The sequence below is a fragment of the Bradyrhizobium nanningense genome (assembly GCF_004114535.1).
GTDB lineage: Bacteria > Pseudomonadota > Alphaproteobacteria > Rhizobiales > Xanthobacteraceae > Bradyrhizobium > Bradyrhizobium nanningense.
In genome coordinates, this window is sequence record NZ_LBJC01000015.1 from 1 (window position 1) to 14,403 (window position 14,403).

The following is a 14,403-nucleotide window of genomic DNA, read 5'->3' on the forward strand; positions in this document are numbered from 1 at the left end:
TCAGTCTTCCGGCTATCGCCAGCTGACCGGCCCGGCTCTTGCCGGTGAACGCGGTGACCCGCCGCCAGCTACACCACGCCACGGGACACGATCACAACGACCGCTCACGGACCGAGCTGGGTTATGCGACCTACCCGCCTCGCGCAGCTCGCGCTGACGATTCTCCTCTCGACTTACCCACTCTCGCAGCTTCTCAAGCTCCGCCAGTTGGGAGACAAGCGCTTCGAGACGCTCTCGAAGCAGAGCCCTGGGATCGCCGGCTTGAACGGGGCTATTCATGACGCGCCTCCTGATCCGTTTGGCACTCCGGATCAGGAGCCCAGCCTTACCTCGCCATACAGCCGCCCACGGACGCATACGCTGCTGAGAAAGACTCCTACCGGCCCGATCCGGTTACACTGGAAATCCGAGTACCAGCTCCGGGGCAGTCGGCCTTGCGCCTTTCCTCGTTCTCTTCGTCGGCGCAATCGACCCCACCATCGGCGCTGGGAATTCCAGAGCCGCCGCCGGTTGCGAAAGGCCCTTTGGCATTGCCTCCACCACCGGATCCGCCGCCACCACCGGATCCGCCATCACCGCCGGATGTCGCTGCGACGCGAGATGATCCAGCGGAGCCGCCGCCAGGCGCTCCCCCACCTCCTGATGACCCGCCGCTGGAGCTTCCGCCGCTGGAACTCCCCGGCCCCGCCGCGGACGGCCGATCGTTGTCGAAGATCGACGGCCCCCGCTCGTTCTGCGTCACTCCACGCAGGCCGCCCGAACTTGCAATGGCTCTTGAGGTCAGAGACGTGGATAGAAGCACAGTCATCACTGGGGGTGTCACGGCCGCAAATCTTCCGCAGGTCTTTAAAAACGCTCGCCGGTCATCGTCTTCGTTGCCGTCCCGGGTCACGATTCGCACTCCTCGATTTAAAAATTCAATCCATGATATTATATATTAAACACCATTTCAACCAGTAATTTTCTTTACCTAAATGACGTTGCTGAACGTGCGCCGCAGTCAGATCGCCGGTAATTTCCGGGCTCGCCCCTCGACTTCCGGGCACTCCTGTCGCTCGCGCGCGATTTCGGGTTGCGTTCAGCATTTAATATAGTTATTCTGAATTTAATGCAATTGAACGCAGCTTCGACTATAATGGAATCATTGCGATGCCGCTGCAATTCCACCGGTCCCTGGGCGAGATGGAGATCTGGAGCGCGAGCAGCGCCGGCTTCTCGTTCGTGATCAGTTTTGGAAGCCCCGGAGGTCCGGGCTTTCACGGCCGCACCGGCTACCTGGCGAGCTGGCGTCCGCTCTACAAGAACCAGGCCGCAATCAAGATTGGCGGTTCGCCCTTTCGAACGTTAGCCGAGGCCGAGGGGGCCTGCCGCAGCACAATTGAGCATCTGGCGCCGCGATAGCCCGCCGCTTGGCGCACGCTCCGGAAGCGCGAGCCGCCCCGTTACTCCCCGAGCAGATCCTGCTGTAACAGATCGGGAGGCTTCGGCTCACGTGACGCTGCATGCAGCTCGCTTCGCGAAATCGCCAATGCCGCAAGCAGTGTGCGATTGCTGATATCCAGCTTCTGGAAGATGTGATGGAGGTGGACCTTGATCGTACCATCGGCAAGGTTCAACCGACGCCCGATCGCTTTATTCGATAGACCCTCCGACACGAGCCGCACGATCTGACGCTCCCGGTCCGTGAGTTGTGTCAGGGCCTGGTCACCGGCGCGGGGCTCCTCGCTGGCCTGCCCGGCGCTCGGCGAGACCGCTGTTTGGCCCTGCGCAGCCTCCCGCAGGGTCGCGACCAGCATCTCCGGAATTGCGTCTTTCGGGAGGACGATGCAGGCGCCGTCCAAGGCCAGCCGTTGTAAGTCACGGTCGCGCGTGGTCCCGAAGAAGATTATCGGCATCCCTGGATTTACAGCGTTTGCAGGAGCAAGAATCTGCTGTCGACTGACGTCTGGCAGTGCAGCATCGACAAGCGCGACGTCCGGCACAAGGAATTGGATTGCCTCGATGCAGCTTGCACCATCGCTGCACGACGCAACGACCGTAAAATCACGATGCATCGCAAGAACGCTCCTGATGCCTTGCAAGACGATCGGATGTCGATCCGCAATGACAATTCTGATGCGGCGCATGTTGCCCCTGCCTATTGCTGACACCCCCCGTGCAGCCGTTTAATCCAAGACTCTCTTTTCAAATACGCGAGGAAAACCAGTCCGCTCGACTATAACGCCGCGCCGTCAAGTCTTGGACTGTCCGGCAACGTCGCGCTACCGTAACTTGGGCAGCGAATGCGCGCAGCACCGTAAGAATGCGGTGCTTCCCGCAAAATTGAGGTCCGGAAATCCCGAATGCAAGAACCGCGCCTTAGTCGACTTTGGGCAGATTAGATCGAGAGATTCGCTCAGAAAATGTCATCGCCGTGCCGATTGGTCGCCTAGCATTATGGTCACATCCAATTAACCTCGTTCGCGTCGTTATTACGAATGATATATTGGGATCTTCACGATTCAAATCTAACATTCGACGCAGTTTTAGCAAAAGCGAGGCGATTGGGAGACCCCTCGCTTCTGAAAGGGAGAAAAGTAATACTATTCATCAAAGCAAAGCTGGGCAAATAACTCCGAAAATAGCTGCTGCGTCTGTTCGCAGCTCGTCTAGCACCGATGAAAGCTGCTCACCCACGTTGGAGGTGTATCTTCCTCAATTCAGCACCTTCAATGAACGGGTCGCAGGAGGCATCGTTGGCAATGAGTAGGTATTCACATGTATTCTTCGGCTGTATTGCGTCAAACTCATCAAGCCCTCATCGTTCAATTTACTGAATTGCAGAACCTACGTAGCCGCGTGTTGAAGGCCGAGCAGCGATTGCTCGCGCCCAGGCGACCACGAGCCCAAAGGCGGAGGGCGCTTGGGAGGCGGCCACTTGTTCGAATGCACGGGCTCAGCCCGTAACTCCGACCACCACGTTGCAGATCGCTGCAGGCGCGCGAGTGGATCTTGCTTGCCGGACCCCGGTTTGACCTGATAATCCCCCTCCTGTTTCGGTTCGGAGGTAATTGGGGACGGCTTCCATGGAGAACGAGGATTGGGCATCCATGCCCACAGCCGAGCTGTGGCGACTCTACGATGAGGTCACGACCGTTCTTGGTCGGCGGATGACCGCGGAGAAGGCCAAGCTTGAAGAGCGGCTGCGCAAGATTGAGGGGACGGCCGCTGCGACCGAGGACCAGGAACGTCCTCGCCGCCCCTACCCCCCCGTGCTGCCGAAATATAAGAACCCGAAGAATCCCTCCGAGACTTGGTCCGGTCGCGGCAAGCAGCCCCGATGGCTGAAAGCTCAACTTCGAGCCGGGAAGAAGCTAAATGATCTCCTTATCGATCGATCGTCCGCACCAAGGCGCCGCCGGGCCGGCTGAACCCCGGCCCCGCTGCGGCGGCCTATATACCTGCGGCTGCCCGTTGGACCGCAGAATTAGCGGTCACGATCCTCTTTCCCGTTAGGGCTGCCGTCACCGCCGTCATTGCCGAAACCATTGTTGCCGCGCACAATGCGGCCGCCTGAACTGGCTATCGCGGCTGAGGTCAGCGAGGTGGAGAGCAACAGCGTCATGGTCGGCGGGGTAACGGCGGCAAATTTTCCGCAGCTCTTCAAGAATTCACGACGATCATCGCCTTCATCGAGATGGGTCATTGGCTCGTCCTGCTAATCCAGCCCTCGTTCAAGGTAATGCTGCAATTGCCACCCTTCAAATTAAATATGATAATTTCGGACTTTTAATTTTGCGGCACCAGATTTGGACCGAGGGTGGAACAGCAGATTCATTGTTGTCGCGCCAAACTGCAGGAACCTGCAAGTTCGTTGAGCTATTTATTTTGACATTTAATTTTTGGAGCGATAATATTAAATTTAATTTAGAGCCAGTTGGCGGGCCGGATAATGTCCCAGGCACTGCGGGAATCTGCGGAATTGCATGCTGATCTCCAGCTTCACTCGTTGGGCGGCCTCTTTGCCCGAGCCAGCACCCTGCGCGCCGAATACGTAGGTGCAAAACCCTGGCCACACATTGTCGTCAATGACGCCTTTCCCGAGAAGCTGTTGGATATGGTCGCGGCCGAATGCGCTGCCCTCCAAGAGACCCATCTGATTACCACGAACACCGATCGCCTGGTGAAGCAAGAGGTATCGGATGGATTGGGGCCGGCCACCCAGCATCTGCTGAACCTGGTGGACAGTGCCCGCTTCCGAGAATTCATTTCGGCAGTCACCGGCGTTCACGATCTCCATTCCGATCCGACGCACAAATTTGCGGGGGTGCATCGAACGCCTCCGGGCGGCTTCACGAAGATTCACCGCGATTTCGAGGTTCACCCGACGACCGGGCTGTTCCACCGGGTCAATTTGCTCATCTATCTCAATCGGGATTGGCCCGAAGCTTACGGCGGCAGCCTGGAATTGTGGCCTGCGGACATGTCAGCGCTTGGATGCCGTATCTTCCCGCGGTTCAACACCATGATCCTCTGGGAGACGCACGGCGCCACCCTCCACGGCCTTCCGGATCCGGTCAGCTGCCCGCCTGGTCGAACGCGCCTATCGGTCGCATCCTATTACTACACGACGACGCGCCGCGTTGCGGCATCGGGCGAGCGCCGCGTGCGGTATTGGGCCGCGCGCCCCGGCGAAGATCAATGGATCGAGCGAATGAGTTGGCCTGATCACCTGCGCGCGCTCATACCCGATCCGCTCTATAACATGCTTCGGTCTGCGCGCGACTGGATATCCAGCGCGCACCGGTCGAGAACACCATGAAGCCGGCATCGTTCAGCGACAACAGCGAGACCCATCAATGACCGCGACCAAGACCTCAGTCGCGCAACTGCGATCTGTCGATGCGAATGCGAGCGCACTTCGCAGTCCAGGCTTCTCGCCCATTCGACTGCGAATGCTGATGAAGCGCGCGCTCGCTGAAACGGGACTGGACATGTCGGGAATGACTGTGCTGACCGAAGCCGCGACCGGCGCGTATGCCGTGACCCCGGTCCTTGCTGCAATGGCCGGAGCCAAGCACGTCTACGCGTTCACCAAATCTGGCCGCCATGGGACCGTGTCCGATGCCAAACGGGAGACTTTGGAGCTCGCGGCCCCTCTTGGGGTCGCTGATCGCATCGAGTTTCTGGAGAAGGTCAGTCCTGAGGTACTTCATAACGTCGACATCGTGACCAATAGTGGCCACCTTCGTCCTCTCACGGCTGGGCTGATCGCCCAGCTGCGCGACGACGCCGTGATTGCCTTGATGTTCGAGGCTTGGGAATTTCGTCGTGAGGACCTGGATATCGAAGCGTGTGCCCGGCGCAAGATCCCAGTGGTCGGCGTCAACGAGCGGCACCCCGCCGTCGATGTCTTCTCATTCCTTGGCCCGCTTGCCGTCAAGCAGCTGCACGACTGTGGTCTGGCGGTCTTTGGCAACAGAATCGGCTTACTCTGCGACAATGACTTCCTCTCCCCGCTGCACAACGGGCTGGCGAGCCTGGGGGCGAACGTCGAGACGTTCAACAACGTTGCGGCGGTCCTTCCCGGCGCATGGGACGCCTTCGTTGTCGCCTTGCAGCCTGCAGACATGCCGCGCGTCGGCGAGGCGGAGGCCGCGCATCTGGCCGCTTGCGCCCCACCCGGCACCGTAGTCGTGCAGTTCTGGGGCGACATCGATCGGGCAGCGTTGGCCGCCAATGGCCTCGCGGTCTGGCCCACGCAATCGGTCGGACAGGGCCATATGGGCATTCTGCTGTCGGAGATTGGTCCCGAGCCGATCGTACGGCTGCAGACTGGCGGCTTGCGCGCGGCCGAATGGGTTTCCCGCGGCGGTGCCGTTACACGGGATGGCTTCGCCCAGCTCGTACCATGGCCGGCGGTGACATGACGGAGCCACTGCAGCCCAACGTCGTGCTCCTCGCGGACGGACCGACCGGCTTCACGGCGCTTCGCTCGTTGGCGGCGCGGTGCCGCGTGGTCCAGATCTTCCGGAAGCCGGACCAGCCCGACGCGGGCGCACTGAGGTCATTTGCGAACAACCGCGGCATCCCAGTCGCGGAGCTCAAGGAATTGGCCCAACTGCAGAAAGCAATCGCGGACGCACGCCCGGCGGCCGTTGTGATTTCTTCGTTCGATCGGATCATTCCGCCGCACATTCTCACATTGTGTCGCTTCGTCAACGTTCACTATTCTCTTCTGCCGCATTATCGCGGTCGCGCCAACGTCAACTGGGCGATCATCAATGGCGAGACGACTGCCGGCATCAGCATTCATCTCGTGATCCCGGAGCTTGACGGTGGCAATCTGCTGTTTCAGCAGGCGATCCCGATCGGCGCGAACGACACGGTCACCGCGCTCTACGAGCGGCTTAACGCTATTCAGGAACGTGAGCTCGGCGGGGTCGTTGTACGTGCGATCACCGGCTACCAAGGCACGTCCCAAGATTCCGACCATGTCTCCTATGGCTGTGCCCGTGTTGCGGAAGATGGAGAAATAGATTGGCGGCAGCCTACCGACGCCATTGATCGGCTGATCCGCGGCTTGACGCCGCCATTTCCCGGTGCCTTCACCCACCTTGACGGGCAGCGGCTCGTCATCACCAACGCCTCGCCGCGGCGTGATGCTCCCTGCTATATCGGCCGCGTACCAGGCCGGATCGTAGGACGGTCACCTTCCGAAGGCTGGGTGGATGTGCTGACCGGTGACGGCGTCCTGCGCATGCTCAGCGTCCTTCCTCCCAATTCCGAGCAACCATGTCCTGCCGCTGCCGTCATCGGATCGACGCGCGCCACCCTGGGTCTATCTCGGCTCGATCTTCTTCGCCGGATCGTCGCGCTTGAAGAGAGGCTCGCCTCGCTCGAGCAGCTCGAATACGCTCACGAGTGAGCGCAACCGTTCTTGCCAAAGGCGGATCGAGGCTCACACCCCTTCTCGTCCAATCGTGACCCACAGCCCGTCGCGCCCCGGGCTTTGCACGCGAACCCAGCGATAGGGCGTCCGCAGCCACGGCTTGATCTGTGGCGTGAGATTGTCGAGGACGAGATCGCCGCTCTTGGTACGCACGAGGAGTACCAGATGATGTTCGCCGGAACTGACGACGACTTCGCTCAATAGCAGGACACGCGCGGGCCATCCGCGCCGAAGCAGCTCATGGCGCTTGCTCACCGCGTAATCGTTGCAGTCGCCACGTGCGGGGTTGAGTGTCCAAGCCTCGCCCGCGATACCAAGTTCGTTGCGAACCGGCTCGATCGCCAGATTGACGGAACGGTTGATGTCCCACAGGTCCGCCCATCGCTTCTCAGTCAACCGGATCGGTCCGCCGCGGAAGAAGCGTCGTGGGCGACATTCGGCCTCATAGCGCAGGCAAAACACCGTATAAGTGAGGGGCGGAAGAGCGGGACGCCCCAGCTCGATGTGTGCAAGGTCCGCTCGGGGAGCCCTTGGCATGACCAGCAATGCCGCACGCGCCCACTGGACGCCCCCGATCACGATCGCTATGGCGGCGGCGATGACCGGACCCGAGGTTCGCTGCATCTACCGCCCCCTCCGTACGCCAGCCGGCGAGCCGCCTGACCACCCAAAACATCATTTAATCATTTATTTGTAAATCCAGTTGATTTAAATGGCAATAAATATTAAATCGGCGGCCGGTTGCAAAAGATACGACCGCGACGCCTTGAGGGCCCTGCAAGGACAGGTGGGAACGAATAGGAGGGATGGAGCCGAGACAGCCTCGATGGGCGCTCGGAGAAAGCATGGGCGGCACGGCGCGACGCTGGCCCCGCACCACGCGACGTACAATTAATTTGTCCCCGATATATTTTTGTGTTGATTTAAATATTCACGGGCGCCAAACCGTCCAACAGGCTTTCTCGGGCAGGACCTATCTCAAATGCCGGTCGAGCTACTCGTCATTCTCGGAGCTGAAGCTTCAATACTCGGCTTCGTCGTCGCAATGAGCCTGCATACCAAGCGAACGGACGTATTGAGCGGACGATCGTTCGAACACCCCGTCGTCCCTCCTGGAGGAAACAGCCGTGCAGCGCGGTCGCCCAATCAAAAGGCGCGCGATTTACTGCGGTTCACCGCGAGGTGGGCGGTCTCATCACGTTCGCTCCACCCGATTTCTCACGGCGTACCGATAACCAGGATGCTGCGGCGGATACTTCAAATCAGGCCGCAGACGCCGGTCCGGATTGAGACGCCTGCTCGTTGGACCGGCACGTCCGCTTCCGGCGCTTGTGACCGCCCGGCCGTGCTTTCCGGAGCTGGTCGCGACGCCGACGCCCAGGGAAAGGGCGCCGGTCCAGAACACATGCAATCGAGCGCTGCTGCCATCTTGCACCAACTCAGCGCTCCTTGAACGCTCGCCCCGCCTGATCCTGCAGCGGCTTGAGCAAGTATGAAAGCGCGGTCCGACCTGCCGTCTTAATGAAGACCTCGACCGGCATGCCTGGCAGCAGCTTGGCCGAGCCGAGCTTCGCCAGCTCTTCCGGCTTCAGCAGGACGCGGCCGGTATAGTAACTCGTGCCGGCGCGCTGATCCTGCGTGATATCTGCCGAGACCATGCTGACCTCGCCGTCGATTTCGGGCGTGGTTTTTTGGTTGAACGCAGCAAAGCGCATCGTTGCCGTCTGCCCCATATAGACCTGGTCGATATCCTTCGGTGCGATCTTGACCTCGACCGCAAGCGAGTCAGCATCAGGGACGATCAGCATGATTTGCTCTCCGGGAGAGATCACACCTCCGACCGTGTGGACGCTGAGCTCGTGGACCCGACCAGATTGTGGCGCCCTGATATCAACGCGATTTAACTGATCGACCGCTGCTGTCTTGCGCTCGCCCAGCTCGGAGAGTTTCGAGCGCGTTTCGATCAGGTCCTTGCCGACCTCCGTTCGCAGGTCCTGGTCGATCTGAATGACCTGGAGTCCAATTTCGGAGATCTTGCCCTTCGACTGCGCGATCATGCCGGCCAACTGGCTGCGCTCGCCTTCAATACGCGCGGAGTCACGCTCGAGGGAATTGAGCCGCGTGATCGGCACCAGATTCTTCTGCCAGAGGCTGCGCACGCCCTCCAGCTCCTGGCGGATGAATTCGACTTCCTTCTGCTTGGCCTCGGTCTGCCCCGTATAGCCCTTGATCTCGTTTTCCAGCTGCGCGCTTTTCTCCTGCAACTGCGCTTTCTGGCCGCTCCTCGCTTGACGGCGAAGGTCGAACAGCTTCCGCTCCGCAGTGATCGCGCGGCTCGCTTCGGAGTTGCTCTCCTTGGCCCGGTCGAGCAGCAATTTTGGAAACACGACCTGCTCGGCACCATCGCGCTCGGCCTCGAGACGCGCCTGCCGTGCCAGCAGCTCATCGATGCTATTGGTGACGATCGTCGCATTCGCGAGCGTCTGCGTCTCGTCGAGGCGGATCAAGACGTCGCCTGCATTGACCCGGTCGCCCTGGCGCACGCGCAACTCTCCCACGATTCCACCAGTGGCGTGCTGAACCTTCTTGACGCTGGAATCCACCACGACCACGCCCTGAGCGATCACCGCGCCCGACAATTGGCTCGTCGTTGCCCAGCCGCCGATCCCAAAAGTAACCAGACCCAACATGATCATACCGACGATCATGTAGCGCTGGATGGATTGCATCGCCGGCTCCACCTGGCCGCTCATCGGTTGCCTCCTTGAGCTTCCGCGACCACCTTGAGCGGCACGGGATTCCGCAAGACCTTCCTGAGGACCTCCTCTCTCTTTCCGAAGGACTGAACCCTGCCCTCACCGAGGCACAAGACATGGTCGACGGCTTCAAGCGCCTTCGGACGATGGGCAACAACGACGACAATCCCGCCGCGGCGACGGACGTTCAGGATCGCCTCTGTCAGCGCCTCCTCGCCCTCGGCGTCGAGATTTGAGGAGGGCTCGTCGAGCACCACCAGGAACGGTTTGCCGTAGAAGGCACGTGCGAGCCCGATACGCTGCCGCTGCCCCGCCGACAGCGCCAATCCTCCCTCGCCGATTTTCGTGCCGTAGCCATCGGGAAGCGAAAGGATGAGATCGTGCGCGCCCGCGGCATGCGCGGCCTCCAGAACAGCGGCGGCGGTCGCCTGCGGATCGAACCGCGCGATGTTCATCGCAATGCTGCCGTCGAACAATTCGACATCCTGAGGCAGGTAACCGATGTGCTTGCCGAGGGCGTCAGAAGACCAGTGCTCGAGCGCGGCGTTGTCCAGCCGTATCCGGCCTCGAATGCACGGCCATACACCCACCAGCGCTCGTACGAGCGTCGATTTTCCGGATCCGCTCGGCCCAATGATTCCGACCGCCTGCCCGCTCTGCAGCTGGAACGACACTTCATTGACGGTGGGCCTCTCCGAGTTCGGAGCGCCAATATAGAGATGCTCGACGGTGAGAGCTTCAACAGGAGGAGGCAATGCCAGCCGCTCTTCCTCGCTGGGCAGAAGCTTCAGCAAAGCATCGAGCCGTTGTCCCGACTGCCGCGCGGCGACGAACCCTTTCCAGTTCGCAATGGCCAGTTCGACGGGCGCCAACGCCCGCGCGCTGAGGATCGATCCGGCAATGATGATGCCGGCCGTCGATTCCTGGTTGATGACAAGGACTGCGCCAACGGCAAGAACCAGCGACTGCAGGATCGCTCGGAATATCTTGGAGGCGCCTCCGAGGCTGTTTGCGACATCACTGGCGCGCTCATGGGCCGCGAGATACTTCGCGTTGACATCCCGCCACCGCAACGCCGCCTGCTGCCGCATGCCCATGGCCTGCAGAACTTCGGCATTTCGTCGGCCCTCGAGCGCCAATGCCGTTCGCGAGACTGCGAGACGAGAGGATGCCTTTGCCGGCCCCCGCGTCCGGGTCTCCGTGAGCATCGTAATGCCGACGAGCACCAGCGCGCCGGTCAGCGCGGCGACGCCGATCCAAAAGTGAAAGAGAAAGCAAACGCCGAGATAGATCGGCATCCACGGCAGATCGAAGAGCGCCGTCGGCCCGCCGCTCGACAGGAAGCTGCGGACCTGGTCAAGATCTCGCACCGGCTGCAAGCCGTCGCCATCGGCCCTGGTCTTCAAAGGCAGGCGAACAAGCGCGTCGAATATGCGAATGCCGAGCCGTTCATCAAAATACCGGCCGACCCGCGCGCTGATCCTGCTCCTGACGAAGTCGAGCCCACCCTGAAAGAGGTAGAGGACTGTGGCCAGAACCATCAACGCGATCAGTGTCGGTATGCTGCGCCCCGGCAGCACCCGGTCATACACTTGCAGCATGAAGAACGAGCCGGTGAGCATGAGGAGATTGCTCATCCCGCTGAAGGCCGCGAGCGCCCAGAATATCCGGCGGCAAGACCGCAGAAATGCCGACATTTCCGAGTGCGGCTCCTCATAGTCCTCCGTCGGCCGGAAACGGCCGACGAAGATCCGTTGCCGAAGGGCTTCAACTACGCGTCTTGCCCAGCCGACGAGCCGCGACGTCGGCAGTTCGGCATCGTCCGCCAGCCGGCGCCCGGCCGACCATAGCCCAGACAAATGCATAATCGAGATTCGATAAAGATTCACGGGCGGGGGGATCATCCCCCGCCGTCCAACGTCAGTCATGGCACCTGCCCTTTAGTCATGCCTATGTCGGGGGATCCCCCGAAGAGATCCCCCGAGACAGCTGTTGAGTACCAGTTGGTGGCCGACCCGTCCCCTACGCGAAGTGGAAATCGTGGCTGTTCAGCTTGTCGAGCTGCGTGTTCTTCAGCGTGAGGGTGTCGCTCCCCGTCGCGATGACGACGTCGTGGCCCGACTGGGCCGCATGGGAGAGAACGCTCGCAAAGCTGTCGAACACGCTTTTGCTGAACTCGATCGTGTCGTGAGCAGGTCCACGGACAGCGAAGTCCTTGATCACGTCCTGGCCGAAGTTCGACGCGAACTGGAACGTATCCGCCCCCGCCTTGCCCACCATGACGTCGTTGCCGGTGGTGCCGGTCAACGTGTCGCTGCGGCCCGAGCCGATGATCGCCTCGCCCGAGCTGGTTCCGACCACGTGGCCTGTGGTGTCGACCTGCTCCGCGGTAAAGGCGTGGCTCTTGCCCGACAGATCGGACGTCTGGAAGCTCCACTTGCCGTCGGCACTCGCCGTGGCCGAACCGACCGAGGTCGTGCCGTCATACAGCTTGATCTCGCTGCTGGGATCGGCCGTGCCCTTGATCGTCGCGGTGTGATCCCAATGTTGGCGTACATTAGTGACTTCGACGGTTGAGGCGTCCTTGGTGCCGCCACCACTGTGCGAGCCGATCGGCGGATCGATCGGCTGCGACAAGGCGCTGGTGTTGCCGGCGGCGTCGGTCGCCGTCGCGGTGAAGGTGTGTGACCCATGCTTGAGATTCGGGGTCGTCACGCTCCAGCCACCGTCACTTGCAACGGTCGTCGTGCCGAGCAGGGTCGTGCCCTCGTAGAGCTTGATCAAGCTGCCGGCTTCCGCCGTCCCGGAGACCGTGGCGCGGTTATGCGTGGTCGGATCGCTCAACAGCACCGGAGCATCGGGGGCAGCGGTATCCACCGTGACATCCAGCGCAGTCGATGCCTTGCTGGTGACGCCAGAGACCGTGTCCGTCGCAGTGAAGCTGTGCTTGCCGTCCGGTAGCGCGGCGGTGGTGTAGTGCCACGCTCCGTTCGCGTCCGCCGTGGCCGTGCCGAGCTGGGTGGTGCCGTCGAACACCTTGACCGTGCTGTTGGCGACCGCACTCCCCGCCAGGGTCAGCGTATTGTCGCTGGTGATGTGATCACCGGCAGTGCCGGTATCGTTTGAGAACGAGGCGATCTTCGGCGCGGCGGGCGGCGTGGTGCCCGTGCCCGACGTGCCTGAACCGGTGGAGCCCGTCGTCGTTCCAGAGCCAATCACCGGATCCACAGCCGTCGACGCAGCGCTGACGTTGCCGGCAACGTCAGTCGCCTTCGCCGTGAGGACGTGCGAACCGTCCGACAGCGCCGACGTCGTAACGCTCCACGCACCGCTCGAGTTGGTTGTCGCCGTCCCGACCTGGGTCGTTCCGTCAAACACCTTGATCGCGCTGTTAGCTTCAGCGGTCCCCGACACAACGACCTGATTGGCAGAGTTGACGGTGTCACTCGCGATCGTCGGTGCAGCTGGCGCCTTGGTGTCGACGGTGACGGCCACCGCAGCGGATGCCACGCTGGTCTGACCCGACGAGTTGGTCGCAGTCGCTGTCAACGTATGCTTCGCATCGGTCAAGACCTGGGTGATGTAGTCCCAGCTTCCGGCCGAAGTCGCGGTCGCCGTACCGATCTGTGTCGAACCGTCATAGACTTTCACTGTGCTGCCAGCCGTGGCGGTGCCGTGCAAAGTGATCTGACCAGCGTCAGTGATGCCGTCCCCGGTCACACCGGTGTCAGGCGACCACGAGGCTACGACGGGCGCACTGGGGACCGGGGACGGTGAAGTCGTCGTACCGCTATTTGCCGACGTATTGAGCGTCGACTCCAGCTGCACGCCGTCCGTGTAATTCCCCGAGAACACCGAATTGTTCCCGCGGATCAACGCGTCACCGTATTGCGCGCCACCAATGTGATTGTTGGTGAACGACACGCCGGTAATCGAGGCGGTACCTAGGCTGGAATCCGCATATACGGTGTAGGATCCACCGGTCAGCAGATTATTGGTGACTGTGACATTCGAGACCGCCCCGAAGCCGTTGTCGATCATGACCGCCGAGGTCCATCCCCACTGGTTGATGATCGAATTGCCGCTGATCTGAATGTTGGAAAGGCCTCCATCGATCTGAATGCCGTCATAGTGCGGCGATCCGCCTGCCTGGAGATTGTGGATGTAGTTGCCTTGGATGACGGAATTGCTTCCGGGAACGATGCCATTCTCCACGTTGAAGATGTTATTCCCGATGAACGTGCCGCTGCCCATGATGCCCTGATTGCCAGTGCCATCCGGTGCCTGACCGGTACCATCGATCGTGCAGTTCTGGACGACCGCACCCGTAACTCCGGAATCGATGGTCACCCCAGCCCATCCGCCGGACGTGATCTTGCAATTCTCAAGCGTCACGTTGTCCGCCTTGATGTAGACGCTTCCGGTGATGTCGAGCCCCGAAACCACCGCTCCCGCCTGCGTAATCACCACGTCTCCCGAAGGAGTAAGCGTCACCCCCGCCGGCACGCCGGTGTTCGTCGCATCGGGCCATGCATTCGTTGTCGTTGCCAAAACAGTTTCTCCGTCTTTCTCTGTATTATCCCCGTTAATCGACACCAGCGCTTGTTGTGAGTTTTTACTACTCGATTTAATCATGATCGAGGACATGCCAGTGCCGTGCTTGCGCGGCGTTAATGGTCGTCAGCAGACGGCCTTTTTTTGACGAGACCACGGCCC

General features: G+C 61.0%; 12 protein-coding genes and 1 pseudogene. 6 read left to right on the plus strand and 7 right to left on the minus strand.

Annotated features, from left to right (window positions below; translation table 11 throughout):
- Nucleotides 1-604: 604 nt before the first annotated feature.
- Nucleotides 605-808 (minus strand): annotated as a pseudogene (locus XH84_RS41810) (hypothetical protein); the annotation flags it as partial.
- Nucleotides 809-1,149: 341 nt separating this feature from the next.
- Between XH84_RS41810 and XH84_RS09770 the strand changes: the two are divergent.
- A complete protein-coding gene (locus XH84_RS09770; RefSeq protein WP_128918329.1) occupies nt 1,150-1,401 on the plus strand; it encodes a hypothetical protein in 252 nt (83 codons plus the stop codon).
- A gap of 41 nt (nt 1,402-1,442) precedes the next feature.
- Here XH84_RS09770 and XH84_RS09775 read toward each other — a convergent pair whose 3' ends face one another.
- Complete coding sequence (locus XH84_RS09775) at nt 1,443-2,126, minus strand: LuxR C-terminal-related transcriptional regulator (protein WP_128918328.1); 684 nt, start codon at nt 2,124-2,126, stop codon at nt 1,443-1,445.
- A 939-nt stretch (nt 2,127-3,065) separates the two neighbouring features.
- Between XH84_RS09775 and XH84_RS09780 the strand changes: the two genes are divergently transcribed.
- On the plus strand, nt 3,066-3,410 hold the full coding sequence (locus XH84_RS09780) for an H-NS histone family protein (protein ID WP_128918327.1): 345 nt from the start codon (nt 3,066-3,068) through the stop codon (nt 3,408-3,410).
- Nucleotides 3,411-3,466: 56 nt separating this feature from the next.
- Here the strand turns inward: XH84_RS09780 and XH84_RS09785 are convergent, their stop codons facing one another.
- Nucleotides 3,467-3,685: a hypothetical protein gene (locus tag XH84_RS09785; protein ID WP_128918326.1), complete on the minus strand. Its 219-nt coding sequence runs from the start codon at nt 3,683-3,685 to the stop codon at nt 3,467-3,469.
- Here XH84_RS09785 and XH84_RS09790 point away from each other — a divergent pair.
- From XH84_RS09790 to XH84_RS09805, 4 genes are read left to right on the plus strand one after another with little or no spacing between them, the layout of a single operon-like run.
- The gene (locus XH84_RS09790; RefSeq protein ID WP_128948133.1) at nt 3,685-3,972 is read left to right on the plus strand and encodes a hypothetical protein; all 288 of its coding nucleotides are present in this window, start codon (nt 3,685-3,687) and stop codon (nt 3,970-3,972) included. The genes XH84_RS09785 and XH84_RS09790 overlap by 1 nt on opposite strands.
- Entirely contained in the window at nt 3,932-4,801 is an 870-nt protein-coding gene (locus tag XH84_RS09795; RefSeq protein WP_128918325.1) for a 2OG-Fe(II) oxygenase, read from the plus strand. The genes XH84_RS09790 and XH84_RS09795 overlap by 41 nt, the downstream gene beginning before the upstream one ends.
- A gap of 37 nt (nt 4,802-4,838) precedes the next feature.
- Nucleotides 4,839-5,909: a hypothetical protein gene (locus tag XH84_RS09800; RefSeq protein WP_245471659.1), complete on the plus strand. Its 1,071-nt coding sequence runs from the start codon at nt 4,839-4,841 to the stop codon at nt 5,907-5,909.
- Nucleotides 5,906-6,907, plus strand: coding sequence for a methionyl-tRNA formyltransferase (locus XH84_RS09805; protein WP_164936113.1), 1,002 nt, complete (start codon nt 5,906-5,908; stop codon nt 6,905-6,907). The genes XH84_RS09800 and XH84_RS09805 overlap by 4 nt, the downstream gene beginning before the upstream one ends.
- A gap of 33 nt (nt 6,908-6,940) precedes the next feature.
- Here the strand turns inward: XH84_RS09805 and XH84_RS09810 are convergent, their stop codons facing one another.
- The 4 genes from XH84_RS09810 to XH84_RS09825 form a co-directional block, all read right to left on the minus strand.
- On the minus strand, nt 6,941-7,555 hold the full coding sequence (locus tag XH84_RS09810; protein ID WP_128918323.1) for a transglutaminase-like cysteine peptidase: 615 nt from the start codon (nt 7,553-7,555) through the stop codon (nt 6,941-6,943).
- Between the two features lie 815 nt (nt 7,556-8,370).
- Nucleotides 8,371-9,684 carry an HlyD family type I secretion periplasmic adaptor subunit gene (locus XH84_RS09815; RefSeq protein WP_128918322.1) on the minus strand — a complete coding sequence of 438 codons (1,314 nt, stop codon included), beginning with the start codon at nt 9,682-9,684 and terminating at the stop codon, nt 8,371-8,373.
- Entirely contained in the window at nt 9,681-11,384 is a 1,704-nt protein-coding gene (locus XH84_RS09820; protein WP_164936114.1) for a type I secretion system permease/ATPase, read from the minus strand. Before XH84_RS09820 ends, XH84_RS09815 begins: the two co-directional genes overlap by 4 nt.
- A 325-nt stretch (nt 11,385-11,709) precedes the next feature.
- Complete coding sequence (locus tag XH84_RS09825) at nt 11,710-14,334, minus strand: Ig-like domain-containing protein (protein WP_128918320.1); 2,625 nt, start codon at nt 14,332-14,334, stop codon at nt 11,710-11,712.
- Nucleotides 14,335-14,403 lie beyond the last annotated feature (69 nt).

What these genes read in the sequence shown, in the direction of transcription:
- XH84_RS09770 (WP_128918329.1), top strand. Translation starts at nt 1,150, where the DNA reads ATGCCGCTGCAATTCCACCGGTCCCTGGGCGAGATGGAGATCTGGAGC.
- XH84_RS09775 (WP_128918328.1), bottom strand. Translation starts at nt 2,126, where the DNA reads ATGCGCCGCATCAGAATTGTCATTGCGGATCGACATCCGATCGTCTTG.
- XH84_RS09780 (WP_128918327.1), top strand. Translation starts at nt 3,066, where the DNA reads ATGGAGAACGAGGATTGGGCATCCATGCCCACAGCCGAGCTGTGGCGA.
- XH84_RS09785 (WP_128918326.1), bottom strand. Translation starts at nt 3,685, where the DNA reads ATGACCCATCTCGATGAAGGCGATGATCGTCGTGAATTCTTGAAGAGC.
- XH84_RS09795 (WP_128918325.1), top strand. Translation starts at nt 3,932, where the DNA reads ATGTCCCAGGCACTGCGGGAATCTGCGGAATTGCATGCTGATCTCCAG.
- XH84_RS09800 (WP_245471659.1), top strand. Translation starts at nt 4,839, where the DNA reads ATGACCGCGACCAAGACCTCAGTCGCGCAACTGCGATCTGTCGATGCG.
- XH84_RS09805 (WP_164936113.1), top strand. Translation starts at nt 5,906, where the DNA reads ATGACGGAGCCACTGCAGCCCAACGTCGTGCTCCTCGCGGACGGACCG.
- XH84_RS09810 (WP_128918323.1), bottom strand. Translation starts at nt 7,555, where the DNA reads ATGCAGCGAACCTCGGGTCCGGTCATCGCCGCCGCCATAGCGATCGTG.
- XH84_RS09815 (WP_128918322.1), bottom strand. Translation starts at nt 9,684, where the DNA reads ATGAGCGGCCAGGTGGAGCCGGCGATGCAATCCATCCAGCGCTACATG.
- XH84_RS09820 (WP_164936114.1), bottom strand. Translation starts at nt 11,384, where the DNA reads ATGTCGGCATTTCTGCGGTCTTGCCGCCGGATATTCTGGGCGCTCGCG.
- XH84_RS09825 (WP_128918320.1), bottom strand. Translation starts at nt 14,334, where the DNA reads ATGTCCTCGATCATGATTAAATCGAGTAGTAAAAACTCACAACAAGCG.